22 protein-coding genes are annotated in these 25,916 nt (G+C 73.0%); 18 read left to right on the top strand and 4 right to left on the bottom strand.

The window, feature by feature from the left end:
• Positions 1–9 precede the first annotated feature (9 nt).
• Complete coding sequence (locus ABZU25_RS24265; protein ID WP_355031662.1) at positions 10–1,272, top strand: hypothetical protein; 1,263 nt, start codon at positions 10–12, stop codon at positions 1,270–1,272.
• A 24-nt stretch (positions 1,273–1,296) separates the two neighbouring features.
• On the opposite strand, the gene ABZU25_RS24260 is transcribed toward ABZU25_RS24265, so the two are convergent.
• The gene (locus ABZU25_RS24260; protein ID WP_355031661.1) at positions 1,297–1,539 is read right to left on the bottom strand and encodes a CPCC family cysteine-rich protein; all 243 of its coding nucleotides are present in this window, start codon (positions 1,537–1,539) and stop codon (positions 1,297–1,299) included.
• Positions 1,540–1,714: 175 nt separating this feature from the next.
• Here ABZU25_RS24260 and ABZU25_RS24255 point away from each other — a divergent pair, with 175 nt between their 5' ends.
• Complete coding sequence (locus ABZU25_RS24255; protein ID WP_355031660.1) at positions 1,715–2,311, top strand: hypothetical protein; 597 nt, start codon at positions 1,715–1,717, stop codon at positions 2,309–2,311.
• A 14-nt stretch (positions 2,312–2,325) separates the two neighbouring features.
• Here the strand turns inward: ABZU25_RS24255 and ABZU25_RS24250 are convergent, their stop codons facing one another.
• On the bottom strand, positions 2,326–6,978 hold the full coding sequence (locus ABZU25_RS24250; RefSeq protein ID WP_355031659.1) for an ATP-dependent helicase: 4,653 nt from the start codon (positions 6,976–6,978) through the stop codon (positions 2,326–2,328).
• 177 nt (positions 6,979–7,155) lie between these two features.
• Here ABZU25_RS24250 and ABZU25_RS24245 point away from each other — a divergent pair, with 177 nt between their 5' ends.
• The 10 genes from ABZU25_RS24245 (at position 7,156) to ABZU25_RS24200 (ending at position 17,526) form a co-directional block, all read left to right on the top strand.
• Positions 7,156–7,518, top strand: coding sequence for a hypothetical protein (locus ABZU25_RS24245; protein WP_355031658.1), 363 nt, complete (start codon positions 7,156–7,158; stop codon positions 7,516–7,518).
• 104 nt (positions 7,519–7,622) lie between these two features.
• On the top strand, positions 7,623–10,454 hold the full coding sequence (locus tag ABZU25_RS24240) for a Na+/H+ antiporter subunit A (protein ID WP_355031657.1): 2,832 nt from the start codon (positions 7,623–7,625) through the stop codon (positions 10,452–10,454).
• A 117-nt stretch (positions 10,455–10,571) separates the two neighbouring features.
• Positions 10,572–11,051 carry a Na(+)/H(+) antiporter subunit C gene (locus ABZU25_RS24235; RefSeq protein WP_355031656.1) on the top strand — a complete coding sequence of 160 codons (480 nt, stop codon included), beginning with the start codon at positions 10,572–10,574 and terminating at the stop codon, positions 11,049–11,051.
• A complete protein-coding gene (locus tag ABZU25_RS24230) occupies positions 11,051–12,556 on the top strand; it encodes a Na+/H+ antiporter subunit D (RefSeq protein WP_355031655.1) in 1,506 nt (501 codons plus the stop codon). The genes ABZU25_RS24235 and ABZU25_RS24230 overlap by 1 nt, the downstream gene beginning before the upstream one ends.
• Positions 12,553–13,164: a Na+/H+ antiporter subunit E gene (locus tag ABZU25_RS24225; protein WP_355031654.1), complete on the top strand. Its 612-nt coding sequence runs from the start codon at positions 12,553–12,555 to the stop codon at positions 13,162–13,164. Before ABZU25_RS24230 ends, ABZU25_RS24225 begins: the two co-directional genes overlap by 4 nt.
• Positions 13,161–13,424, top strand: a complete 264-nt coding sequence (locus tag ABZU25_RS24220; protein WP_355031653.1) for a monovalent cation/H+ antiporter complex subunit F — start codon at positions 13,161–13,163, stop codon at positions 13,422–13,424. The genes ABZU25_RS24225 and ABZU25_RS24220 overlap by 4 nt, the downstream gene beginning before the upstream one ends.
• Positions 13,424–13,783 carry a monovalent cation/H(+) antiporter subunit G gene (gene mnhG, locus ABZU25_RS24215; RefSeq protein ID WP_355031680.1) on the top strand — a complete coding sequence of 120 codons (360 nt, stop codon included), beginning with the start codon at positions 13,424–13,426 and terminating at the stop codon, positions 13,781–13,783. The genes ABZU25_RS24220 and mnhG overlap by 1 nt, the downstream gene beginning before the upstream one ends.
• Before the next feature lie 172 nt (positions 13,784–13,955).
• The gene (locus ABZU25_RS24210) at positions 13,956–15,311 is read left to right on the top strand and encodes a hemolysin family protein (RefSeq protein WP_355031652.1); all 1,356 of its coding nucleotides are present in this window, start codon (positions 13,956–13,958) and stop codon (positions 15,309–15,311) included.
• On the top strand, positions 15,308–16,372 hold the full coding sequence (locus ABZU25_RS24205; protein WP_355031651.1) for a hemolysin family protein: 1,065 nt from the start codon (positions 15,308–15,310) through the stop codon (positions 16,370–16,372). The genes ABZU25_RS24210 and ABZU25_RS24205 overlap by 4 nt, the downstream gene beginning before the upstream one ends.
• A gap of 221 nt (positions 16,373–16,593) precedes the next feature.
• Positions 16,594–17,526, top strand: coding sequence for a sporulation protein (locus tag ABZU25_RS24200; protein ID WP_355031650.1), 933 nt, complete (start codon positions 16,594–16,596; stop codon positions 17,524–17,526).
• A gap of 336 nt (positions 17,527–17,862) precedes the next feature.
• Here ABZU25_RS24200 and leuE read toward each other — a convergent pair whose 3' ends face one another.
• Positions 17,863–18,534 (bottom strand): leucine efflux protein LeuE, encoded by a 672-nt coding sequence (gene leuE, locus ABZU25_RS24195; RefSeq protein ID WP_355031649.1) that lies wholly within the window; start codon positions 18,532–18,534, stop codon positions 17,863–17,865.
• On the bottom strand, positions 18,534–19,775 hold the full coding sequence (locus ABZU25_RS24190; protein WP_355031648.1) for a bifunctional pyridoxamine 5'-phosphate oxidase family protein/GNAT family N-acetyltransferase: 1,242 nt from the start codon (positions 19,773–19,775) through the stop codon (positions 18,534–18,536). The genes leuE and ABZU25_RS24190 overlap by 1 nt, the downstream gene beginning before the upstream one ends.
• A 36-nt stretch (positions 19,776–19,811) precedes the next feature.
• On the opposite strand from ABZU25_RS24190, the gene ABZU25_RS24185 reads away from it, so the two are divergent.
• The 6 genes from ABZU25_RS24185 to recA all read left to right on the top strand — a co-directional run bounded on the left by ABZU25_RS24185 (position 19,812) and on the right by recA (position 25,913).
• Positions 19,812–21,152 (top strand): aminotransferase class I/II-fold pyridoxal phosphate-dependent enzyme, encoded by a 1,341-nt coding sequence (locus ABZU25_RS24185; RefSeq protein WP_355031647.1) that lies wholly within the window; start codon positions 19,812–19,814, stop codon positions 21,150–21,152.
• Positions 21,153–21,469: 317 nt separating this feature from the next.
• Positions 21,470–22,174: a UdgX family uracil-DNA binding protein gene (locus ABZU25_RS24180; protein WP_355031646.1), complete on the top strand. Its 705-nt coding sequence runs from the start codon at positions 21,470–21,472 to the stop codon at positions 22,172–22,174.
• A 142-nt stretch (positions 22,175–22,316) separates the two neighbouring features.
• A complete protein-coding gene (locus tag ABZU25_RS24175; RefSeq protein WP_355031645.1) occupies positions 22,317–22,919 on the top strand; it encodes a hypothetical protein in 603 nt (200 codons plus the stop codon).
• 228 nt (positions 22,920–23,147) lie between these two features.
• On the top strand, positions 23,148–24,476 hold the full coding sequence (locus tag ABZU25_RS24170; protein WP_355031644.1) for an MFS transporter: 1,329 nt from the start codon (positions 23,148–23,150) through the stop codon (positions 24,474–24,476).
• Between the two features lie 5 nt (positions 24,477–24,481).
• Positions 24,482–24,682: a DUF3046 domain-containing protein gene (locus ABZU25_RS24165; protein WP_030489422.1), complete on the top strand. Its 201-nt coding sequence runs from the start codon at positions 24,482–24,484 to the stop codon at positions 24,680–24,682.
• A 184-nt stretch (positions 24,683–24,866) separates the two neighbouring features.
• The gene (gene recA, locus ABZU25_RS24160; RefSeq protein WP_355031643.1) at positions 24,867–25,913 is read left to right on the top strand and encodes a recombinase RecA; all 1,047 of its coding nucleotides are present in this window, start codon (positions 24,867–24,869) and stop codon (positions 25,911–25,913) included.
• Positions 25,914–25,916 lie beyond the last annotated feature (3 nt).

Genomic DNA, 25,916 nt, shown 5'->3' with positions numbered 1-25,916 from the left:
AGAATAACCATGACGCGACCTCGTCGTCGTACTCCAACCGTCGCCCTCGTCGGCTCTCTTACCCTGCTGCTCAGCGCCGCGCTCCTGCCCGCCGTCAACTCGGTGCCGGCTGCCCCCGCCGCCGGCCCGATCACCCTCATCGCGGCCGCCCCGCACACCGAGGAGTGGGGCGCCGACCTGTCCGTCGTCGACAGCGACGACGTCAACGTCCGGCGCACCGCGGCCGGCCTTCGACTCGGCGCGGCTCGGCCCACCGGGCGTGGCGCGCGCAGCCCGCACAGCGCGGTCGCGGAGGGGATGCTCCTGACCACACCCCGCACCCTGTCCCGGCCGGTCACCCGCGTCCGCGCCGAGATCAGCGCCTCGATCCCCGCCGGCGCCACCGTCGAGGCGCAGGTCCGCGGGTGGCGGGCCGCCGGCTGGACGGAGTGGCGGGCCGCCACCGCCGGCGCGGTCTTTGACCGGCCGGTGACCCGGGTACAGACCCGGGTGGTGCTCACCGCGCCCACGGGCGGCGGCACCGCGACGGTACGCGCCGTGCGGCTCAGCGCCGACGCGGCCGCCGCCGTCTCCGCCGCCACGCCCGGCCGCACCTACCGGGTGTACGCCACCCGGATCGGACTCGTCGGCGAACTGACCGCCAACGGCCGGACCGTCCAACCCCGGGACCACTTCGTGGCGCTGCCGTCGCGGCGCGGCCTCTCCCCACTCAACACCGGCGACTACACAGTGCGGGTCTGCACCACCAGCGGCTCCCGGTGCGAATACGCCCCGGTCTGGGACGTCGGGCCGTGGAACACCCGCGACGACTACTGGAACCTCTCGTCGGTCCGGGAAAACTGGAAGAACCTGCCGCAGGGCCGACCCGAGGCGCAGGCCGCGTACCAGTCCGGCTACAACGGCGGTCGAGACCAGTTCGGGCGGACGGTGCTCAACCCGGCGGGCGTCGACCTGGCCGACGGCACCTTCTGGGACGGCCTCCAGTTGACCACCAACGCCTGGGTGGACGTCGCGTACCTGTGGACCGGCGGTGGGCCGCGCGGCGTGGTCGGTGACGGGCCGCTGAACATCCGCGCCGGCGCCAGCACGTCGTCCGCGATTCGTGGCCTCGCCGCCCGGTTGGCGCACGTGCCGATCCAGTGTTACGTCACCGGTCAGTCGGTCGCCGGCCCCTACCGCACCACCACCCGCTGGAACCGCCTGGCCACCGGGCAGTACGTCAGCCACGCGTACATCTCCGGCGTGTACGGCGGCAGCGTGCCCGTCTGCTGAGCCACGCTCCCCGTCGGACGTCGGTCAGGGGCGCTCGTCGGGGCGGGCCGGGCGCACCATGTCCTGGTAGCGCGGGTGGCTGGCACCGTAGACGGCGTAGTTGAGTCTTGCGTGCGAGAGGCTCAGGTCGCCGTTGGGGCCATCCCGGACCGCGTCGGCGTCGGCGTCGGTCTGGCCGTCGTCGGTCCAGAAACAGACCGGGCAGGTCCCCCCACCGGTCCGAGACGCACAGCAGGGACAGCCCACGGGAACCACTTGTTCACCCACCGGGGCAGCATTCCACAGTCGAATATCAGCGGGAAACCCGCAGGACGTCACCCGGGGCCACCCGGAGGAGGTCCACCGCCCGCCCGCCGGGGTCGACGTGGGTGGCGAATATGGGACAGTGCGGTGACCGACCGGCCACTCCCGCGCTCGGGTGGCGTCGAGGGAGACTGCCCTGGTGACACATCGGAGCCTGCCCGCCGTCGCGGTCCTGCTGGTCGCCGTCGCCCTCACCGCCGGTTGCGGCGGTGACGACGCCGACCCGTCGAGCGCGGCTCCCACCGCCTCGTCCGCCTCGCCCGCCTCGGCCCCGACGGCCGCCGTTCTGCCGAGCGCGCCGACGCCCTCGGTCGCCCCGTCCAGCACCGGCGGTGCGCCACCTCCGCCGACCCCGCCCTCCATTGCCCCGCAGGGGCCCACGCAGCACCGGCCGGCCAGTCCACCGCCGGTGGTGCTGCCCCAACGCCCGGTCGGGGCACCCGGGGCGAAGCAGATCGTCGAGGCGTTCAAGGCCGCCGGCCTGAAGGTGCCGCATCCGAAGGACCGCTCGGTCGACTGCGGACCGGACGGGCTCGGCCTGGGTTGTTCCGAGCTGATCGCCACCGACGCCGTGACGGTGTACGTCTTCCCCGACGAGACCAGCGCCGGCGACATCGCGGAGACCTGGGGTGGCCAGTCGTACCGCCGTGGCGCGGTGGTGCTCAACTACCTTGAGGCGAAGACTCCGGCGGCCGAGCGCCCTCGTTACGAGAAGGTCCTCAACGGCCTTCGCTGACCGGAGCGGACGGATCAGCCGCGCAGGCGCAGGCCGCGTGGGGTCGCCCGGAAGCCGGCGGCGGTGAGTGCGTCGCGCAGCGGCGAGGAGTGCACCGCCTCGCCGTCGGCCCGCTCCACCGACAACGCACCCAACGCGCCGGAGTGGACGGCGTCGGCGAGGGCCTTGCCGGCCAGCGCGAGCGTGTCGGTGTCGTCGCTGAAGGACAACAGCGTCCGACCGCCGCGTTCGACGTACAGCACCAGGTCACCGCCGACCTGCACCACCAGCGCGCCGGCCTTGCGGCCGGCCCGGTGCCCGGTCGCCGGGGCGGCCCCGTCGCCGGAGTCGACCACCCGTTCCGGCCAGGGCAGCGCCGCGCCGTACGGGTTGGCCGGGTCGGTGGCGGCGAGGACGGTGGCCGGCGTGCCCCGCCCCCGGGTGCCGTCCATCGGCTCGGCCAGTGCGCGCAGCCGGTCCACCGCGCCGGGCACCGCGAACTGCGCGGCGCCCAGCCCTTCGACGAAGTAACCCCGACGGGCCGCGCCGCGCTCCTCCAGCGCCGACAGCACCGGGTAGACCGCCGAGAACCCGCCCACCACCTGCTCGGCCATCACCGCGCCGCGAGTGACCACCCCGTGCCGCTCCAGCAGCACGTCGGCGAGGGCGGCGGCGCGCCGGGTCGGGTCGAGGTCCCGTTCGGGCAGGCGCGACCAGCGGCCGGCGACGGTCGGCGGGCCACCCCTGGTGGGCAGCGCCACCCGACCGGGCCGCCGGTAACGGGTGCGCGGCGCGGACGGCCGGGCACGGTGCGCACCACCGGCACCGAGCACCGCGCGCAGCGGGGCCAGGGTGTCGTTGGTGAGGTGCCCGGCCCAGACCAGGTCCCAGATCACCCCGGTCAACGCCGCGTCGTCGGTCGAGCCGACGCGGTCGGCAAGCGGCCGGAAGAACAGCGCCTGCCCGTCGCCGAGCGCGTCGAGCACCGCGTCGTGCAGGGGAGTGCGGGTCAACGCCTCGTCGGGGGGCGGGAGCAGCAGCGGTGCGGAGTCCGCGTACGCCAGGGTGACCCAGCCGTCGCCGCCGGAGATCGCCCCCGACCCGGCCCAGAGCACCTCCCCGCTGGCGCACAGCTCGTCGAGGTGGGCGGGGGAGTAGTCGGCGACCCGACCGGGCAGCACCAGCCGCTCCAGCGCGGACGCCGGCACCGCCGCGCCCTGCAACTGCTCCACCGTCGCGGCCAGCGCCTCCACCCCCCGGGCGGACGAGCCAACCTGCTGCCAGCGGGGCAGGAACGTGGCCAGCGCCCGGGGCGGCACCGGCTCGATCTCCCGGCGCAGCGCCGCGAGCGAGCGGCGGCGCAGCATCCGCAACACCTCGGCGTCGCACCACTGGGCGCCGGTCGAATCCGGTGTGAACTCCCCGGAGACCACCCGCCCGGTGGCACCGAGCCGGCGCAACGCCTGCTCGACGACGAACACGCCCAGCCCGAAGCGGGCCGCACAGCTGGCCGCGGCGAACGGCCCGTGGGTGCGGGCGTAGCGGGCCACCAGGTCACCGAGCGGGTCGACCACCGGGGCGAGGTACGCCTCGGCCACCCCGACCGGCAGCGCCACGCCGAGGGCGTCGCGCAGCCGGGCGGCGTCCTCGACACCCACCCAGCGCTGCTCGCCGGCGATCCGGACCCGCAGCACCCGGCGGGCCGCTTCCAGCTCGGTCAGCCAGGTCTCCGGCACACCTCGCTCGGTCAACTCGGCGTCGCTCAGGTCACCGAGCACCCGCAGCAGCTCGACCACGTCCTCGGCGTCGCGGGGGCGGCGCTGCTCGGTCAGCCACCGCAGCTGCCGGTCGGTCTCGGCGAGCACGGCGGGGTCGAGCAACTCGCGCAGGTCGACCCGGCCGAGCAGCTCACCGAGCAGTGTGGAATCCAGGGCGAGCGCGGCGGCGCGTCGCTCCGCCAACGGGGCGTCCCCCTCGTAGAGGAACGCGCCGACGTAGCCGAAGAGCAGCGACCTGGCGAACGGGGACGGCGCGCTCGTCTCGACCTCGACCAGCCGCACCTTCCGGGCGGCCAGGTCGCGCATCAGCCCGGCCAGCGCCGGCTGGTCGAAGACGTCCTGGAGGCACTCCCGGGCGGCCTCCAGGGTGACCGGGAAGTCCGCGTACTCGCGGGCGACGTCGAGCAGTTGCGCGGCGCGTTGCCGCTGCTGCCACAGCGGTTGGCGGCGGCGCGGGTCACGGCGGGGCAGCAGCAGTGACCGGGCGGCGCACTCTCGGAAGCGCGCGGCGAACAGCGCGGAGGTGCCTACCGACTCCTCCACCAGTTGGGTGATCTCGTCGGGCTCGAAGACCACCACGTCGGCGCCGGGCGGCTCGTCGGCGGTGTCCGGCAGTCGCACCACGATGCCGTCGTCGGAGGGCATCACCTGGGCGTCCACCCCGTACCGCTCGGCCAGCCGGCGGCCCACCGCGAGGGCCCACGGCCCGTTGACCCGGGCACCGAGGACGTTGTGCACGGCGAGCCGCCAGTCGCCAAGCTCGTCGCGGAACCGCTCGACCACGACCGTGCGGTCGTCGGGCAGCGAGCGGGTGGCCTCCCGCTGCTCGCGCAGGTATGCCATCAGGTTGCTGGCGGCCCAGTCGTCCAGCCCGCCGGCACGCAGCGCGGCCAGCGCCGCCTCGTCGCTCTGTCGCAGCAGGGTGCGCACCCGGGCGCCGATCGCCCGACCCAGCTCCACCGGCCGGCCCAGCTGGTCGCCCTTCCAGAAGGGCATCCGGGCGGCCTGGCCGGGGGCGGGCGAGACCAGCACCCGGTCGGGGGTGATCTCCTCGATGCGCCAGGAGGAGGAGCCGAGCAGGAAGACATCGCCGATCCGGGACTCGTAGACCATCTCCTCGTCCAACTCGCCGACCCGCGCAGCCCGTTCGGCACCGGCCAGGAAGACCCCGAACAGCCCTCGGTCCGGGATGGTGCCGCCGCTGGTCACCGCCAGTCGTTGCGCGCCGGGACGGCCGGTGAGCAGGTCGGTGGCCCGATCCCAGACCAGTCGGGGGCGTAGCTCGGCGAACGCGGTGGACGGGTAGCGGCCGGAGAGCATGTCCAACACGGCGTGCAGCGCGGAGTCGGGCAGCTCGGCGAAGGGCGCGGCCCGGCGGACCAGCACCGCCAGGTCGCCGAGCGGCCACGGCTCCAGTGCCACCATCGCGACGATCTGCTGGGCCAGCACGTCAAGCGGGTTGCGCGGGTAGTGCAGCTCCTCGATCGCGCCGTCGGTCATCCGTTCGGCGACCACCGCGCAGGAGAGCAGGTCGCCGCGGTGCTTGGGGAAGACCACCCCCCGGGAGACCGCGCCCACCTGGTGCCCGGCCCGGCCGACCCGTTGCAGACCGGAGGCCACGCTCGGTGGGGCCTCGATCTGCACCACCAGGTCGACGGCGCCCATGTCGATGCCCAGCTCCAGGCTTGAGGTGGCCACCACCGCGGGGAGCTGACCGGACTTGAGCGCCTCCTCGATGTGCTTGCGCTCCTCCCGGGAGACGCTGCCGTGGTGGGCGCGGGCGATCACCGGCGCCGCGCCGGCCGCCGCGCCGGACTGGGCCATCACCTCGGCCGGCGGCCGGTTGCGCACCGGACCGGCGGGACCACCCCACCGCTCCGCGCCGGAGGCCGGGCCGCCGTCGCCCGAAGACAACTTTTCCGGTACGCCGAGCGCGCCCTCCGCCGACGTGGCGGCCACCGCTTCGGCGGCCAGTTCGTTGAGTCGGGCGCAGAGACGCTCGGCACTGCGGCGGGAGTTGGTGAAGACGATTGTCGAGCGGTGCTGCCCGATGAGGGTGAAGACCCGTTCCTCGACGGCCGGCCAGATCGAGGCGCGGCGTGGCCCGGGGCCGCCCAGGTCGTCCTCCGGTGGCTGCTCCTGCTCGTCCAGGCGGGTCATGTCCTCCACCGGGACCTGCACGCTGACCTCGATGGTCTTGGCGGAGGCCGGCTGCACGACGTCGACCGGGCGGGCGCCGCCGAGGAACTGCGCGCAGGCGTCGATCGGCCGGACGGTGGCGGAGAGGCCGATGCGCTGCGCCGGAGCGGGCAGCAACTCGTCGAGGCGTTCGAGGGAGAGGGCGAGGTGGGCGCCGCGTTTGCTGCCGGCCACCGCGTGCACCTCGTCGACGATCACCGTCTGGACGCCGCGCAGCGAATCGCGGGCGGCGGACGTGAGCAGCAGGAACAGCGACTCGGGCGTGGTGATGAGGATGTCCGGTGGGGTGCGGGCGAAGGCTCGCCGCTCGTCGGCGGGCGTGTCGCCGGTGCGCATGCCGACGGTGATGTCGGGCGGTGCGACGCCCAGTCGGGTGGCCGCCTGCCGGATGCCGGCCAGTGGGGTGCGCAGGTTGCGTTCCACGTCGACGGCGAGGGCCTTGAGCGGGCTGACGTAGAGCACCCGGCAGCGCTGCCGCGCCTCGGCCGGTGCGGGCTCGCGGGCCAGCCGGTCCAGTGACCAGAGGAAGGCCGCGAGCGTCTTGCCGGAACCGGTGGGTGCGACCACGAGGGCGTTGCGGCCGGCGGCGATCGACCGCCAGGCTCCGGTCTGCGCGGCGGTGGGGGCGGCGAAGGCCGCCTCGAACCAGGCGCGAGTGGCCGGGCCGAAGTCGGCGAGCACCGCGCCGGCGTCTGCGTCTGCCCCGGTCACCGGTCCATCCTGCCCCGCCGGTACGACAACGACGACCGGCCGACGGTGGAATGTGCCGGACAAAAGCAAAAAGCATGGAACGTGCGCTTAATACGTTAAGTCTCACTTAACTGCTTGCTTCTGAGGAGCAACATAAAGTAACTTCACTGCCAACGCGAACCGGGGTGAGGGGGTTTGATGGCTGGCGAGCAGCACACCGTCGAACCGGGCACCGACGTGCTGATTCGCAAGGTCGACGGCCACCTTGCCGCGCTGCGTGGCGGTCTGCACGGCGCCGAGTTCGAGCTCGCCGAACGCCTCGCCCGCTGCCTGCGGGAGTTGGTCCTGTGCACCGCCCAGGCCAGCGCCGCCGATCGTGGCCAGGTCCGCGCCGCCGTCCACTACTTCGTGCTGCGCCGGGAGAGTCGTGGTCGGTTGCTCTCGGTGCGGTCGCTGGCCGCCGCGGAACGGGTGGTCGACCGGGTGGCACGCCAACTCGGCCGAGCCGACCTGCTGACCGAACTGCGCCAGGACCGCCCCATGCCAGGCCGGCTGGGGTAGCGGGGGAATTCCGGCAAAACCGCCCGAAGGGCGACGAACAGGCGTCTGATCGCTGCTAGGGGCCGCCGCTGCACGGGCGTCGGCCACCTGGATCGGGAGCGCAGGTGCTGGTACTGCTCGTCCTCCACCTCGTGGCGGCCCTCGTCGCACCCCTGCTCGTCCGGTGGTGGGGACCCCGCGCCTGCTACCCGCTGGCGCTGGCGCCGGCCGCCGCCTTCTGCTGGGCGCTGGCCCGCACCCCGGCCGTCGCCGACGGCGGGGCGGTGGTCGAGACGTACCCGTGGATCCGGCAGCTGGGCCTCGACTTCGCGTTTCGGCTCACCACGCTCTCCTGGCTGATGACACTGCTGATCGGAGGCGTCGGCGCGCTGGTGCTGGTCTACAGCGCCCGCTACTTCAGCGCCGGGTCGAGGGGGCTGGCCCGGTACGTCGGGGTCCTGGTCGCCTTCGCCGGCGCGATGCTCGTCCTGGTCTTCGCCGACGACCTGCTGCTGCTCTACGTCGGCTGGGAACTGACCACGATCTTCTCGTACCTGCTGATCGGGCACAGCACCGAGCGGCGGTCCAGCCGGTGGGCGGCGGCGCAGGCGCTCACCGTCACCACGCTGGGCGGGCTCGCCATGCTTGTCGGGTTCATCATGCTGGGCGTGCACGCCGGCACCTACCGCTGGTCGGAGATCGCCGCCCAGCCATTGCCCGGCGGCGGGTACCTGGTGGTCGCCGTGCTGCTGATCCTGGCCGGCGCGCTGTCCAAGTCGGCGGTGCTGCCGTTCAGCTCCTGGCTGCCGGTCGCGATGGCGGCGCCCACGCCGGTCAGCGCGTACCTGCACGCCGCCGCCATGGTCAAGGCCGGCGTCTACCTGGTCGGGCTGCTCGCGCCGGTACTCGCCACGGTCGGGCCGTGGCGGCCGGTGGTGCAGATCGCCGGGGTGTCCACCATGCTGCTCGGCGGCTGGGGCGCGCTGCGGCAGACCGACCTGAAGCTGCTGCTGGCGTACGGGACGGTCAGCCAACTCGGTCTGCTGATCGCGGTGACCGGGTCGGGCACCCCGGACGCCGCCCTGGCCGGCACCGCGATGCTGCTGGCGCACGCCCTGTTCAAGGCGGCGTTGTTCCTGGTCGTCGGCATCATCGACCACGGTGCCGGCACCCGTGATCTGCGCGAGTTGTCCGGGCTGCGGCACTGGTCCCGGCCGCTGTTCGTGGTCGCGGTGCTGGCCGCGGCGTCGATGGCCGGTGTGCCGCCGCTTGTCGGCTTCGTGGCGAAGGAGGCGGTGTTCGGGGCCTTCACCGACCAGCCTCTGCTCCTCACGGGACTGGTCGCCGGGACGGTGCTCACCGTCGCGTACAGCGCCCGCTTCCTCTGGGGCGCGTTCGCCGACCGCCCCGCTGTGGCACCGGCCCAGTCGGGCCCGGTCGCCGCGTCGCTGCTGGTCCCGCCGGCGGTGCTCGCCGGGGTCGGGCTGCTCGCCGGCCCGGCCGCGAGCGTGCTGGACGACCTGCTGCGCCCGTACGCCGATCTGCTCGGTGGGGTCGACGCGCACCTGGCGCTCTGGTCCGGGCCGACCCCGGCGCTCGGCCTGTCCGTGCTGGCGCTCGCCGGCGGCGGCCTGCTCTTCGCCGTGCGCGGGCCGCTCGCCCCGGTGCTGGCCCGGCTCCGCGCGCCGGTAACCGGCAACCAGGGGTACGAGTGGATCGTGGGCCGGTTCGACAGGTTGGCCATCGAGGTCACCGGCGCGACGCAGCGCGGCTCCCTGCCGCAGTATCTGGGGATCATCCTGGTCTCTCTGGTGCTGGTGCCCGGTGCGGCGATGCTCTCCGCCGGCCCGTGGCGGGCCCGGATCCCGCTCTGGGACAACCTGCTCCAACCGGTGGTCGTGGTGGTGATCGCGGTCGCCGCGCTGCTGGCGGTCGGTGCCCGTCGTCGCCTGACCGCGATGCTGCTGGTGGGGATGACCGGCTACGGCACCGCGATGCTCTTCGTCCTGCACGGCGCGCCCGACCTGGCGCTCACCCAGTTCCTTGTGGAGACCGCGACGATCGCGGTCTTCGTGCTGGTGCTGCGTCGCCTGCCGGAGCGGTTCTCGGCTCGTCCGTTGCGGCGTACCCGCTGGGTCCGTCGGGCCATCGGGGTGGCGGTGGGTGTGGTGGCCGCCGGGCTGGCCCTCACCGCCGCCGGGGCCCGCCGGGCGCCGGACATCTCCGCCGCCTTCCCGGATCTGGCGGTGGCCGAGGGGTACGGCCGCAACGTGGTCAACGTGACCCTTGTCGACATCCGGGCCTGGGACACCATGGGGGAGCTGGCGGTGCTGGTGGTGGCCGCGACCGGGGTGGCCAGCCTGATCTTCGAGCGGTCCCGGACCGGGCCGCGACCGCGCCGGCCGGAGTCGGATCAGCGGGTCGACGAACCCGGCCGGCCGGTGTGGCTGCGGGGTGGGCCCACCCTCCAGGAGGAGCGCCGCTCGATCGTGTTGGAGGTGGTCACCCGGCTGATCTTCCACACCGTGGTGCTGTTCTCCCTGTTCCTGCTCTTCTCCGGGCACAACGCGCCGGGCGGCGGTTTCGCCGGTGGTCTGGTGGCGGGTCTCGCCCTGGTGGTCCGTTATCTGGCCGGCGGCCGGTACGAGCTGACCGAGGCGGCCCCGATCGGCGCTGGTGCGATCCTCGGCGCCGGGCTGGCCCTGGCGGTCGGCAGCGGCGTGGTGGCGCTGCTGGTCGGTGGGTCGGTGCTGGAGAGCGCCAAGGTCGACCGGTCGCTGCCGTTGGTCGGTGACGCCCACCTGGTCACGTCAATCTTCTTCGACATCGGTGTGTACCTGGTCGTGATCGGGCTGGTGCTGGACATCCTGCGCAGCCTCGGCGCCGAGGTGGACCGGCACATCGAGGCCACCGGGACGGCCACCGGTGGCCTGGCCGTCGACAAGGGGGAACGGTGAGCGCGAGGAGTGAGCCGGTCTTGCGAGCCCCGCAGTCGCGAACAGAGGTGGCACGGTGAGCGCGAGGAGTGAGCCGGTCTTGCGAGCCCCGCAGTCGCGAACAAGGGTGGCACGGCCATGACCGACAGCGACGCGGGACCGACGCTGGTGCTGGTGCTGGCTGTCGCGGTGCTCGTCGGTTGCGGGGTGATCCTGCTGTTGGAGCGCACCCTGACCCGGATCCTGCTCGGGGTGATCCTGCTCGGCAACGGGGTGAACCTGTTGATCCTGCTGGGCGGGCGGCCGGGTGGGGCGCCGATCGTCGGCACCGGTGCGGTGCGGCAGATGAGCGACCCGCTGCCGCAGGCCATGGTGTTGACCGCCATCGTGATCACCTTCGGGTTCACCGCGTTCCTGCTCGCGATCGCGTACCGCAGTTGGTATCTCACCGGTGACGACGAGGTGCCCGACGACCTGGAGGACCGGCAGATCATCCGCCGGGCGGTGCGGAACGAGGTGGGCGCCGTCGACCACGGCGGGGAGGGCCCGGACGGCGACCCGGAGCAGGTCGATCCCGAGCCCGCCCGCCGCCGGCTCCGCCGCGGGGAGGAGGCGTGATGAGTGCGCTGGTGCCGCTGCCGGTGGTGGTGCCACTGCTCGGTGCGGCACTGACGCTGCTGCTGGCCGGGAAGCCCCGACTCCAGCGCTCGATCAGCGTGTTCTGCCTGGGCGGCACGCTGATCGTGGCGTTGCTGCTGCTCGTGCAGGCGTACCGGCACGGGCCGGTGGTGGTGGCGGTCGGTGGGTGGCCGGCACCGGTCGGCATCGTGCTGGTCGCCGACCAACTCGCCGCGCTGATGGTGGTGGTCTCGTCGGCGGTGACCCTCTGCGTGCTGCTGTACTCGATCGGCCAGGGTCGCAGCGAGTCGAGCGAGTCCAGCCCGGTGGAGATCTTCCACCCGACGTACCTGGTACTCACCGCGGGCGTCACCAACGCGTTCCTGGCCGGTGATCTGTTCAACCTCTTCGTCGGCTTCGAGATCCTGTTGGCCGCGAGCTTCGTGCTGATCACCCTGGGTGGCACCGAGACCCGGATCCGGACCGGGTCGACGTACGTGGTGGTCAGCATCCTCTCCTCGATGATCTTCCTGACCGGTGTGGGCCTGGTGTACGCGGCCACCGGCACGCTCAACCTGGCCCAACTCGCCCAGCGTCTCGACGACCTGCCCGACGGCGTCCGACTGGCCCTGGAACTGATGCTGCTCCTGGCCTTTGCGATCAAGGCGGCGGTCTTTCCGCTGTCGGCCTGGCTGCCGGACAGCTATCCCACCGCGCCGGCCCCGGTCACCGCCGTCTTCGCCGGTCTGCTCACCAAGGTGGGCGTCTACGCGATCATCCGCACCGAGACGTTGCTGTTTCCCGGTGGGCATGCCGACGTGCTGCTCATGGTCGTCGCCGGGCTGACCATGGTGATCGGCATCCTCGGCGCGGTGGCCCAGTCCGATCTGAAGCGGCTCTTCTCGTTCACCCTGGTCAGCCACATCGGTTACATGATCTTCGGGGTGGCGTTGAGCACCGCCGCCGGGCTCTCCGGCGCGATCTTCTACGTGGTGCACCACATCACCATCCAGACCACCCTGTTCCTCGTCGCCGGGCTGGTCGAGGAGCGCGCCGGCAGCACCGACCTACGCCGCATCGGCGGGTTGGCCCGGGTGGCGCCGCTGCTCGGGGTGCTGTTCTTCGTCCCGGCCATGAACCTCGCCGGGGTGCCGCCGTTCTCCGGTTTCCTCGGCAAGCTCGGCCTGCTCCAGGCCGGGGTGGCGGCCGGCGGTCCGCTGCCCTGGATGCTTGTCGCGGCGGGCACGCTGACCAGCCTGCTCACCCTCTACGTGGCGTCCCGGGTGTGGAACATCGCCTTCTGGCGGGCGCCCCGACTGGCCACCAGCGAGCCGGCCGTCCAGCTGCCGAAGCTGATGGTCGGGGCCACCGTGGCCCTGGTCGCCCTCGGGCTGGCGCTGACCGTGCTGGCCGGTCCGCTCCTCGACGTCACAGCGGATGCCGCCGCCGACCTGCGGCTGCGCACCCCGTACGTGCATGCCGTGCTGCCGGGCGGCGTGCCGTGACCGGCCCCCCTGAGCCGGCTCCCGACGCCCCCGCGCCCAGCGTGGTGGGGCGCGGCCGGCTCGGGCGTTGGCGCGACCAGGTGCTGGCGCTCGGGTGGTTGGTGGTGGTCTGGAACCTGCTCTGGGGCGACATCAACTGGGCCAACGTGCTCGGCGGCCTGCTGGTGGGCGGCGCGGTGCTGGTCTTCTATCCGCTGCCGGCGGTCAGCTTCGTCGGCCGGCTGCGGCCCGGGGCGCTGCTGGTGTTCGCCGGCCGGTTCGTCGTCGAGTTGGTCAGCGCGAGCCTGCACGTCGCCCGGATCGCCGTGCAGCCCGGCTATCGGCCGCGTGGGGCGATCATCGCGGTCCGGCTGCGGGTGTCCACCGACCTGAATCTGGCGCTCACCGCCGAGGCGGTCTCGTTGGTGCCGGGCACGCTGATCCTCGAGGTGGACCGGGACTCCGGGACGCTCTACCTGCACGTGCTCGACACCCACGGGCCGGCGGACCTCGACGTGGCCCGCGAACGCACCCGCACCGTCGAACGGCGGATCATCCGGGCGGTGGGCTCCGCCGCCGAACTGCGCCGCGTCGAGACCGACTCGTCCGAGAGGGGCACCAGCCCGTGACCACGTTCCTGGCCGTCGTCCTCACCGTCCTGCTGTCGGTGACCGCGCTGCTCGCGCTGGCCCGCCTGTACCGTGGCCCGTCGCTGGTGGACCGGGTGATCGCCGCGGACATGCTGCTCGCCACCATGGTCGGCGCGGTGGGCGCCGAGGCGGCGGTCAACCGACATGCCACCACGCTGCCCGTGCTGGTGGTGCTCTCCCTGCTCGGCTTCGTGGGCTCGGTGTCACTGGTCCGCTTCGCCGTTCGGGAGCAGCGGTGATCGCGACGATCGCGGACTGGCTCGGCGCCGGTTGCCTGGTGGCCGGCGCGCTGCTCGGCCTGGCCGCCGCGATCGGCGTGCTGCGATTTCCGGACGCGCTGTCCCGGATGCACGCGGCCACCAAGCCGCAGGTGCTCGGGGCGCTGCTGTTGCTGCTGGGCATCGCGTTGCGGCTGCGCTCTCCGGCGGACCTGGGCATGATCCTGCTGGTGGCGATCTTCCAGTTGGCGACCGCACCGGTCGCGGCCCAGATGATCGGGCGGGCAGCGTACCGGTCGGGGCGGCTGGACCGGAGCCTGCTCGACGCCGACGAGCTGGCCGAACGGGGCTCGGGCGGTGGACCGGCCGGACCGGCGTGACGGCGGGCGAACCGGACGTTCCGCTTCGTTCGGCCCACCCCCAGCGGAGTCCCAGCCAGCGACGATAAAATAGCGGCATGATCGACTCTTCTGCCCAGGAGGGCAGCAGTAGCCAGCCGGGTCGTGCCCGGCATATCCCCGTACCGACGACCCCGGGAGCCCTGAGCGACCCGTGTTGATTGTCGTTGGTCTCCTTCTGATCATCGTGCTCACCGCCGCCACCGGTTACTTCGTGGCGCAGGAGTTCGGCTACGTCGCCGTGGACCGGGGCAAGCTGCGCCAGCTCGCCGATGACGGCGACCAGGCCGCCGCCCGGGCCCTGACCGTCACCAGCCGGCTCTCCTTCATGCTCTCCGGCGCCCAACTCGGCATCACCGTCACCGCCCTGCTTGTCGGCTACGTCGCCGAGCCGTACCTGGGCGGTGGCCTCGCCGAGCTGCTCGGCGTGGCCGGCGTCAGCGAGGCGGTCAGCCTGCCGCTGTCGGTGGCGTTGGCCCTGGTCATCGCCACCATCGTGCAGATGGTCCTCGGTGAGCTGGCCCCGAAGAACCTGGCCATCGCCCGGGCCGAGCAACTGGCCCGGGCGCTGAGCCGCTCCACTCTGCTCTACCTGGCCGTCTTCGGGCCGCTGATCCGGCTCTTCGACCGAGCCTCGGTCCGTCTGCTGCGCCGCCTCGGTATCGAACCGATCGAGGAGCTGCCCAGCGGCGCCACCCCGGCGGACCTGGAGCAGATCATCGCCGAGTCCCGCGAGGAGGGCAGCCTCGACGCCGAGATGTCCACGCTGCTCGACCGAGGTCTGGACTTCCGCGAGCTGACCGCCGGCGAGGCCATGGTGCCCCGCGTCGACGTGCACACCGTACGGGCGCACGAACCGGTCAGCCGGGTGGTCGAGCTGCTGGACACCGGCCACTCCCGCTTCCCGGTGCGCGGTGCGGAGGGCGTCGACGACCTGCTCGGCATCGTCGGCATCGCCGACGTGCTCGGCGTACCCCCGGCGGAGCGGGCCACCACCCCGGTGAGCGCGGTGGCCGGGCCGCCACTGCTCGTACCGGAGACGTTGCCCCTGCCCACGGTGCTCGACCGGCTGCGGTCCGGGCATCGCCAGATGGCCTGCGTGGTCGACGAGTACGGCGGCTTCGCCGGGGTGATCACGCTGGAGGACATCGCCGAGGAGTTGGTCGGCCCGATCCGGGACGAGGACGACCCGCCCGACCGGGCACCGGCCCGGCAGGACGACGGGTCCTGGGTGGTGCCGGCGCGCTGGCGGATCGACGAGGTCGCCGACAGCACCGGCATCGCCCTGCCCGAGGCCCCGGAGTACGACACGCTGTCCGGACTGGTGATGCGGGAGTTGGGCCGGGTGCCGGAGGTCGGTGACCGGCTGGAGATCAGCCTGCTGCCCGAGGGCGTCGAGGCCGACGAGACGGACCCGGAGCCGCGGGCGCTGGTCGAGGTGCTGGCCGTGGACCGGCACGTGGCCGACTCGGTGCGGTTGCAGCTCACCAAGCCGGGGGTGACCGCATGAGCCCCGGGATCGCGCTGTTCAGTTCGGTGATCCTGCTGGCGCTGAACGGGTTCTTCGTGGCCGCCGAGTTCGCCCTGGTGGCCAGCAAGCGGTACCGCCTGGAGCAGGCGGCGGTGAACGGCGGCCGGGCGGCACGTGCCGCGCTGGACGGCGTCCGCGAGCTGTCGCTGATGCTGGCCGGCGCGCAGCTCGGCATCACGCTGTGCACCCTGGGTCTCGGCGCGCTGGCCGAGCCGGCGATCGAGCACCTGCTCAGCCCGCTGCTGCACGCGGTGGGCCTGCCGGACGCGGCCAGCCACCTCATCGCCCTGGTCTTCGCCCTCGGGGTGGTCACCTTCCTGCACCTGGTGGTGGGGGAGATGGCACCCAAGTCGTGGGCGATCACCGACGCGGAGCGTTCGGCGACGCTGCTCGCGCTGCCGTTCCGTGCCTTCGCCCGGGTGTCGCGGCCGGTGCTCTCCGCGCTCAACGCCCTGGCCAACGCGATCCTGCGGCTGGTCGGGGTGAACCAGCAGGATCAGCTGGCCCAGGTGCACGGCCCGGACGAGCTGCGGATCCTGCTGGAGCAGTCCCGTGAGCACGGGCTGCTCGGCGCGGAGCAGCACCAGCTGCTGACCAGCATGCTGGAGTTGCAGGGCACGTCCGTGGCTCAGGTGATGGAACCGTTCGCCACCATGGTCACCGTCCGTCGGGACGACCCGGCCGAGCGGATCGAGCAGGTCAGCCGGGACAGCGGTCGGTCCCGACTGGCGGTGCTCGACGAGGCGGGCGACGTCTGCGGCCTGGTGCACGTCCGGGAGGCGGTACGGGTGGTCACCGCCGGCCGGGTCGCCACCGCCGGGGCGCTGATGACGCCCGCGTTCACCCTGCCCGCGACGTCCTCGGTCACCGAGGCGGTGGCGGCGATGCGGGCCCGGCAGTCGCAGCTCGCGTTGGTGCGCAACGGCGGTGGCCCGGCCCGGCCGATCGGTTTCGTGGCGCTGGAGGACCTCCTGGAGGAGGTCATCGGCGAGTTCGACGACGAGACCGACATGGTGCCGCGCGGGCGGCGGTTGCGCTGAGCTGCCAACCCGGCCGCACAACGCCAGTGCGGCCGGGTCGGCGCGCAGCGCCGTATGGTGCGGCCGGGTCGGCGCGCAGCGCCGTATGGTGCGGCCGGGCCGATGTGCGCACAGCGCCGAATGGTGCGGCCGGGTCGGCGCGGGCGGGCTTGAGGTCACCTCGACCGGGTAGGCGCGGCTGGTGCGGGGCGGCGGTGCCCCGTCCCGGGAGGGGGCGCGCGGTGCGGCTGACGGGAGTGTCCCCGGAGTCCGGTTGGACCGGGCTGTCGGTGCAGACCACGCTCCCCAACCCGAGCACCCGGCCGGGCCTGCGCCTGCCGGGGCGGGTGACCCTCGCAGCCGGGCCGGAGGACGTGCTGGTCCGGCACATCCGGCTCGGCCTCGTTACCACTGTCGAACCGGAGGATCCGGCCGGCGCCCGTCGTCTCGTGCAGTTCCACCAGGTGCCGATCGCCGGTCGGTTCGTCGTGCCGGCCGGGCGGCGCAGGGCTGTCGACTTCGCGTTGCCGTTGCCCTGGGAGACCCCGGTGACGACCTTCGGTGGGGTGCCACTGCTGAGCCTGCGGATGGGTCTGCGGACCGAGGTGTCCGTCGATCCTGATCTCGACCAGGGGGCGATGGTGCCCGTCTTCGTGCACCCGATCCCCACCCAGCAGCACGTGTTCGCGGCGCTGGACACCCTCGGTTTCATGATCCGCCAGGCGGGGTTGCAGCAGGGTGGGCTGCCGGGGGTGGAGCACACCCTGCCGCTGCACCAGCGCTGGGGCTACTGGGTGGGGCCGCTCTACGCCGGCCCGATCACCGAACTGGAGGTGATCTTCGTGACCAACTCGGCGGGCCTGGAAGCGATCCTCTGGATGGATCGCCGGCTGGCGCTGGCCGGGATCACCCACCAGAGCATCAGCCGGTTCCGGATCTGGCACGAAGATGCCGACCGGCGGGACTGGGTCGCCACAGTGGACGGCTGGATCCGCCAGGCGATCAACCGGCACGCCGCCGCTGCCGCGGACGCCGACTGGTCCGCGCAGATCGCCGGGTCCGCCCACGTCAGCCGCCACCCCGACGAGCCGATCCGACCCGGCTACGGTCTCGGCGGCACCGCCGGCGGCGCCGGCGTAGGAGGCGGCGGCTCCGGCGGTGGCGACGGCACCTAACCCCCACCCCTCCCCGGGTCAGCCGTCAAGCCACCACCCTGCCAACCCGCGCGCGCCCCGCGCGCCCCGCGCGCCCCGCGCGCCCCGCGCGCCCCGCGCGCCCCGCCAAGATTCGAGCAACTTCCCCGAAACTGCTGCCTCAGACGCACCGGAGGCAGCAGTTTCCCCGAAGTTGCCTGGATCTTGCGGGTTTGCGTGAACGCTGGCCGCCCGAGGGCATGGTTCCCTTACCCGCCGGGAGTGCGGACTCGCCGGCGGGTGAGCGGACAGGGGGCAGCGTGGGTGGGCGTACCCGTTGCGGCCGCCTCGACCGGTACCGGGCCGGCCGGCGTCGGGTCAGCCGGCGCTGGCGGTGGCCAGCTTGAGGCTGAAGGCCAGGAAGAGTGCGGCCATGGCGGTGGTGCCCCCGGCGGCCAGCCGGCGACGTTGGCGGAACTGGGCGGCCAGGAAGGTGCCCGCGAAGATCAACGCGGTGAGGTAGAGCGCGCTTGTCACCTGGGCGATCAGCCCGAGCAGCAGGAACGACAACGCCGGCCAGGCGTAGCCGGGGTCGACGAACTGGATGAAGAACGAGATGAAGAACAGGATCGCCTTCGGGTTCAGCAGGCTGATCACCAGCGCCTTGCGGAACGGGCTGCGCATCGCCGCCGGCTCCGCGGCGTCGATGAGCCGCGGCGTGCTCGGGTCGTTGCGGTCGCGCCAGCGCCGCGCGGCGCCGAGCAGCATGGTCACCCCGACATAACCGAGGTACGCGGCGCCCGCGTACTTGATCACCATGAACAGCGGGGGGTACGCCTTGAGCAGCGACGCCACCCCGGCGGCGGAGAGGAACATCAGCACCCCGTCGCCGACGAACACGCCACCGGCGGCCCGGTAGCCCACCGCGATGCCCCGCTTGGCCGCGGTGGAGAGCACGAAGAGCGAGTTCGGCCCGGGCAGCAGGATGATGGCCACGGTGCCCAGCACGTACGTCCAGATGTCGGTAATCCCCAGCACGCCCGCCATCATCACGCCACCGGTGCCGTCCGCAGAAGTCTTTTGCGCAGCCGGGCCTGTGCCTTCGGCCACTCGTCGACGGTCATCGCGTACTGCACGGTGTCCCGCCAGGAGCCGTCCGGGCGTTGCCGGTGCATCCGGAGCACCCCTTCCCGGGTCGCGCCGAGCCGTTCGATGCCCGCCTGGGAGCGAAGGTTGCGGATGTCGGTGTGCCACGCCACCCGCACCGCGCCCAGGTCGTCGAAGGCCCGGCTGAGCAGCAGCAACTTGGCCTCGGTGTTGATCCCGGTACGCCACCAGGGCCGCCCGAGGAAGGTGTGCCCGATCGCCACCGATCGCCGCTGCGGGTCGATCTCGTAGTAGGAGGTGCTGCCGACCACGGCCCCGGTCGCCGCGCACCGCTGCACCCAGGCCACCCGCTCGCCACCGTGCTGGGCGGCCAGGGCGGTGCGGATCACCTCGGCCGTCGCGGCGGGCGTGCTGGGTAGCGCGACGCTGAGGTGTCGCCAGACCTCGGCGTCCGCCGTGGCGGCGTGCAACTCGTCGGCGTGCGCCAGCTCCAACGGCTCCAGCCGGACGTGCTCGCCGCGCAGCGACACCGGATCGTGCCAGGGCGTGCGGGCCGTCCGCAGGAACGCCGGCAGCGGTGCGGTGACCCCGGCGTCCGGCTCGGGTTGCCCGGCGGTCAGCCGCAGCGGCAGCACGCCGGCCCAGTGCGGCAGGTGCAGGTCGGCCTCGTCCTCGCGGACCCCACCGGTGCGGTTGCGGACCGACACCTCGTGCAGTGGCAGTGCCAGCACGGCGGTCTCGGCCAGCTCGCGCCGGCTGGGTGGGCGGGTGTCCGTGCTGCGCCCCGAGCCGACCTTCTCGACCAGCGCGGTGAGCATGGCGCTCTTCTCCCGCTCGTCGGTGACAAGTCGGGCGGTGCCGAGCGCGACCACCGAGCGGTAGTTGGCGCTGTGGTGGAACTGGGAGCGGGCGTAGACCAGGCCGTCCAGCACTGTCACCGCGACGCAGACCTCCAGCCCGTCACCGCGGGCCGCGAGCAGCGGGCGGCTGCCGGTGGAGCCGTGCAGGTAGAGCGTGTCGCCGATGCGGACGTGCAGGGTGGGCAGCACCCGTGGCTGGCCGTCGACGGTGAAGCCGAGCGCGCAGTGGTACGCCTCGTCGAGCACGGCGTGGGCGGCGGCCCGGTCGTAGCTCATCTTGTCGCGGGAGCGGTGGGGTGTGGTCCGGGCGGTGGGTGGATACATGCGCTCGCCCCTTTGTTCTAGTACAATCTCTTGTTTGTGTCAGCACGCTATCAGCTCAGTGGTACGACGGCCGTCGAGATTTCGGCCAGCATCGAGTCGGGCATCCGGACCGGCGCCCTGCCGCCGGGGGCCGCCCTGCCGCCCGTACGGGCGCTCGCCGCCGAGTTGGGGGTCAGCCCCGCCACCGTCGCCCGCGCCTACCAGGACCTGCGCCAGCGCGGCCTGCTCGCCACCGCCGGGCGGCACGGCACCCACGTGCGTCAGCGCCCGCCGGTGGCCGCCCGCCGCTCCGCGCTGCGCCCCCCGCCGTTGCCCGGCGCCCGCGACCTGTCCCGGGGCGAACCCGACCCCCGGCTGCTCCCGCCGCTCGGCCCGCAGCTGGCGGCCCTCGCCACCGACACCGGCCCGTCGGTCGGCTACTCCGACGCGGGAGTGCTGCCGGAGCTTGCCGAGGCGGCCCGCGCCCGGCTGAGCGCCGACCGCGTACCGGCCGGGGAACTCACCCTCACCGGCGGCGCGCTGGACGGCATCGAACGGCTGCTCGGCGCACACCTGCGCCCCGGTGACGCGGTGGCGGTGGAGGACCCGGGCTGGGCCAACCTGCTCGACCTGGTCGCCGCGCTGGGGCTGCGCCCGATCGGCGTACCCCTTGACGACGAGGGGCCACTGGTGGCCGGGGTGGCCGCCGCGCTGGCCGCCGGAGCACGGGCGCTGGTGGTCACCAGCCGGGCGCAGAATCCGACCGGCGCCGCCGTCTCCGCCGCCCGCGCCGAAGCACTACGGGCGCTGCTCGCCGGTCGGCGGGACCTGCTGTTGATCGAGGACGACCATGCCGCCGAACTGGCCCGCGTACCCCTGCACCCGCTGGCTGGTGCCACCCCGAGCTGGGCCTTCGTCCGTTCGGTGAGCAAACCCTTCGGCCCGGACCTGCGGCTCGCGGTGCTGGTCGGCGACGAGACCACTGTGGCCCGGGTGACCGGCCGGACCCGGGTCGGCGCCGGCTGGGTCTCCACCGTGTTGCAGCGGCTGGTCCTCGCCCTCTGGCAGGACCCGGTGGTCACCGAGCAGGTGCGGCGGGCGGCGCAGAGCTACGAGCAGCGGCGCGAAGGGCTGCTGGCCGCACTGGCAGCGCACGGCCTGACCGCGCACGGCCGCAGCGGCATCAACGTCTGGCTGCCCGTCTCCGACGAGACCAGCGTGGTCACCGCCCTGCGCGATGCCGGCTGGGCGGTGGCCCCCGGCGCCCTCTACCGAATCGCCGCGCCACCCGCTGTCCGCATCTGCGTCAGCCCCCTGACCACCGAGGATCTGGCCCCGCTGGCGGCCGCCCTGGCCCACGCGCAGAATCCCACCCCGCCCCGGGGCTTCCCGACCTGACGCCCACCCGCCGCGCGCGTCCGTTCACCCAAAAAGTGCACCATCGCGATGATTCGGGGTGGATGAGATGGGTATGCGGGGCGCCGGAGGTGGGGATCATGGCTTCAGGTGGGGCACGTAAGGGAGTCTGGATCGCTGTCGCAGTCGCGATCATCATCATCATTATCGTGCTGATCGCGATCGCTTCCGGCGGGGATGGCGGCGGCAACGGGTACTGACGCGGGTCGGTCGGTGCCGCGTCGCCAACGCCTCGCGTCGCGGCACCGCGCCGCGGACGTACCCGCCGTCGAGCACCCAACGGGTATATAACAGTCGGCATGGCCGAGCAGACCGGGAGCGCTCCGGGCGCCCAGCGATTCATCCCGCCGGATGCCGACACCATCGATGACCTGCGCACCGCGGCCGGTGGCTGCCGGGGCTGCGAGCTGTACCGCGACGCCTCGCAGACGGTCTTCGGCCGGGGCGACGAGAGCGCCCGGGTGGTGCTGGTCGGTGAGCAGCCCGGTGACATGGAGGACCAGAAAGGCCTGCCGTTCGTCGGCCCCGCCGGACGGCTGCTGCGACGTGCCGTCGACGACGCCGGGCTGGAGCCGGGTCAGCTCTACGTCACGAATGCCGTGAAGCACTTCCGGTTCGAGTTGCGCGGCAAGCGGCGGATCCACCAGACACCGGACCAGGTGCATATCACCGCCTGCCGGCCGTGGCTGGTCGCCGAGTTCGCCCGGCTGCGTCCGGAGATCGTGGTGGTGCTCGGCGCCACCGCCGCCAAGGCGCTGCTCGGCCCGTCCTTCCGGGTCACCCGGCAGCGGGGCGAGTTACTGCCCTGGCCCGAGTCGGCACAGCACCCGGAGGACTTCCAGCGGGTGCCGGTGGACAGCGCCGGAAAGCGTGCGGACGTGCCGACGGCGCGGCTGCTGGCCACCATCCACCCGTCCGCGGTGCTGCGCGCCGACGATCAGGACAAGGCGTACGAAGGGCTGGTCACCGACCTCGCCGTCGTCACCCGCGCCCTGGCCGGGTAGCCCGGCGGCTCTGCTGGCCGCCCTGCGCGTCGCCGCGACCTCTCCAGATCTTGTTCCCGTCCCCGGTCGGCTGACGGAAAGTGTCAAAGATTGACAGTGCGAGCCGGATTGCGCGGCTGCCGTGGGCGGGTAGCAGGGGTCGATGGATGTCGACAGCGATGCGCGTCGGATCGGTGCGCCTGCCGCCGTCGGTGACCCTGCCGCGACAAGCGGGCGTCGCCGGGGGTGGAAGCGGTTCCTCGAACGGGCGCCCGGCTTGCAGATCATGGCCGTCCACTGGGTGCCGATGACGGTGCTCATCGGGCTGCCGGTGCGCTGGCTCTTCGACCGGCAGGAGTCGTTTGTCGAGGCCGTTCTGGGCGCCGCTCTGAACACCGTCTGGATCGTCCCCTGGATCTACCTGGCGCAGCGGATCGTGGGCGATGCACGGCGGGATCCCGAGGGGTACGCGCTGCGCCAGTCGCTGCGTACCGGCACCGTGCCCGAGGACGAGGCCACGCGCGCCGCACTGCCCGCGTACCTGGCGGAGCAGCGGCGAGGCACCTGGGCGGCGCTGCCGCTCATCCTGGGCGTCTGCCTCGGGCTGGTCCTGCTCGCTCTGCTCGGCGCCGACAGCGAGGGCTTCGCGGTGGTCTTCGGCGTGGTGGCCGCCGTCAGTGTGGGCGTCACCGCGCTCACCCTGACCCGGGTCCGCCGGCTCGCCTCCCTGCTGGCTGTGCCCAACCCACCACGACCGCGCGAGTAGAACGACTTCCCCCGGGCGCCCGCCCACGCGCCCGAACCACCGCCGGCGCAACATCGGGGAAAATGCTGCCTCCGGGCGCGCCGACACAGCAACTTCACCGAAGTTGCGCGGATCTTGGGCCGGCCGGTCGGCCGGTCGGCCGGTCATCGGTTCGGCTGTCGGCAAACCCGCTGCCGCTGGTCTGGGTGGGTGCGCGAGGATGGGTCACCCCCCACCTGAGGAGCGCAGATGGCCACCGACCTGATCGCGCCGCGTACCGTCGCCCGCCCCGACGTCACGTCGATCCAGCGTCGTACCCTGCGGCTGCTCTTCACCACCCAGATCATCGGTGGCATCGGCGTGACCATCGGCATCGCCGTGGGCGCGCTGCTCGCCGCGCGGATCGCCGGCACCGCGATGGCCGGTGTGGCGCAGAGCGCCGGGGTGGTGGGCGCGGCGCTGCTCGCCGTCCCGGTCACCCGGATCATGGCGCGGCACGGGCGGCGACCGGGCCTGGTGGTGGCGTACGCGGTCGGTGCCGTCGGCGGCGTCCTCGTGGTGCTGGCCGCGGCCACCCGCTGGGTGCCGCTGCTCTTCCTCGGGATGCTGCTCTTCGGTGGCGGCACCGCCGCGAACCTCCAGGCCCGCTACACGGCGGTGGATCTCGCCGAGCCGGCCCGCCGAGGGCGGCAGCTCTCCCTGATCGTCTGGGCCACCACCATCGGCGCGGTGGCCGCGCCTAACTTCGCCGCGCTGGCCGACCGGGTCACCACGGGCTGGGGGCTGCCCCCGCTGGCTGGGCCGTTCGCGTTCAGTTCGGTCGCGTTCGTGCTGGCCGCGGCCGTACTCCTCGGGTTGCTCCGGCCCGACCCGCTGCTCACCGCGCGGCGGCTCGCGGCGGCCGGCGCGCCGGCGACCGGTGGGGTGACCCCGGCCGCCGCGCCGGTCGGGGTGCGCGCCCCGACCGGCGCCGGGATGTGGGCGGCCTGGTCGGTGGTACGCGGGCGGCCGGCCGCCCGGCTCGGCATCGCCGCGGTGGCGGTCGGTCACCTGGTGATGGTGGCGGTGATGGCGATGACGCCGGTCCGGCTCGGCGAGTCGCACGCCGACGCCGACGTGCTGCGGCTGGTCGGCATCGTGTTGAGCCTGCACATCGCCGGCATGTACGCGCTCTCCCCGCTGGTCGGCTGGCTCACCGACCGGCTCGGCCGGCGGGCGGTCATCCTCGGTGGGGTCGGGTTGTTGCTGGCCGCCTGCGCGGTCGCCGGCACCGCCGGGCACCACACCCCCCGGCTGTCGGTGGGTCTGGTCCTGCTCGGGTTGGGCTGGTCGGGGACGATGGTGGCCGGCTCGACGCTGCTGTCCGAGTCGGTGCCGGCCGGTGTGCGGCCGAGCGTGCAGGGGCTGTCCGACCTGATCATGGGTCTGGCCGGGGCCGGGGCCGCCGTGGCCAGCGGGTTTGTCATGCAGTCCGCCGGATATCCCGTGCTCACCCTGCTCGCGGCGGTCGCGGTGGTGCCCCTGGTGGCGCTAGCGTTGCGGCCGGTGCCGACCAGGGCACCGGACGAGGAGGGCTGATCACTGTGCGGCTGACCGACTTCTGGACGCGCCTTGACGAGGCGTTCGGGCCCGGCTACGCGGCCAGCATCGCCCGCGATCAGGTGCTGTCGCAGCTCGGCGGACGGACCATCGAGCAGGCCCTGGCGTCGGGGGAGCAGACGCACGTGGTGTGGCGGGCGGTTTGTGCCGCGTACCCCGACCGTGTGCCCGCCCGACTACGCTGAGCAGCCTTTTCGTCGCTTCCGCGTGTCGCTTGTCGAGTCGTACACCTGTTCGGCTATTGTCCACAGCGGGGTGCTCGTCCACAGCTCGCGGCCCGTCGGCTGGTTTTCTGTCGGACCCAGCGCCTAGCGTGTCCGCGTGACGCGAAGCTCAGCAAAGACGCCGGCGAAGGCAGGGGTGGCAACCATGGCAGCAGGGCCTGACCGGGAGAAGGCACTCGACCTTGCTCTCGCTCAGATTGACAAGCAATTCGGCAAGGGCTCGGTGATGCGGCTGGGTGACCGGCCGGTCGTCCAGACCGCGATCATCCCGACCGGCTCCATCGCGCTCGACGTGGCGCTGGGCATCGGCGGTCTGCCGCGTGGCCGGGTGGTCGAGATCTACGGTCCCGAGTCCAGCGGTAAGACCACTGTGGCACTGCACGCGGTGGCCAACGCCCAGCGCAACGGCGGCATCGCCGCCTTCATCGACGCCGAGCACGCCCTCGATCCGGAGTACGCGAAGGCCCTCGGCGTCGACACCGACGCCATGCTGGTCTCGCAGCCGGACACCGGCGAGCAGGCGTTGGAGATCGCGGACATGCTGATCCGCTCCGGCGCGATCGACATCATCGTGATCGACTCGGTGGCGGCCCTCGTGCCGCGCGCCGAGATCGAGGGCGAGATGGGCGACAGCCACGTGGGTCTCCAGGCCCGGCTGATGAGCCAGGCACTACGGAAGATCACCGGTGTGCTCAGCAACACCGGCACCACGGCGATCTTCATCAACCAGCTGCGGGAAAAGATCGGCGTCATGTTCGGCAGCCCGGAGACCACCACCGGTGGTCGGGCGCTGAAGTTCTACGCCTCGGTCCGGCTCGACGTGCGACGCATCGAGAGCCTCAAGGACGGCACCGACGTGGTCGGTAACCGCACCCGGGTCAAGGTCGTAAAGAACAAGGTCGCCGCGCCGTTCAAGCAGGCCGAGTTCGACATCATGTACGGCAAGGGCATCTCGCGCGAGGGCTCGCTGATCGACGTCGGCGTGGAGCAGGCGATCATCCGCAAGTCCGGAGCGTGGTACACGTACGACGGCGACCAGCTCGGTCAGGGCAAGGAGAAGGCCCGGGAGTTCCTGAAGGAGAACCCGGACGTGGCCGCCGAGATCGAGAAGAAGATCCTGGAGAAGCTCGGCGTCGGTGTCGGCGCGGGTGACGCCGCCGGTGGCCCCGAGCTGCCGCCTGTCGACTTCTGACCG

The sequence above is a fragment of the Micromonospora sp. NPDC005215 genome, from assembly GCF_040607915.1.
In the GTDB taxonomy this organism is placed as follows: domain Bacteria; phylum Actinomycetota; class Actinomycetes; order Mycobacteriales; family Micromonosporaceae; genus Micromonospora.
This window is presented reverse-complemented; position numbering and strand designations above follow the sequence as displayed.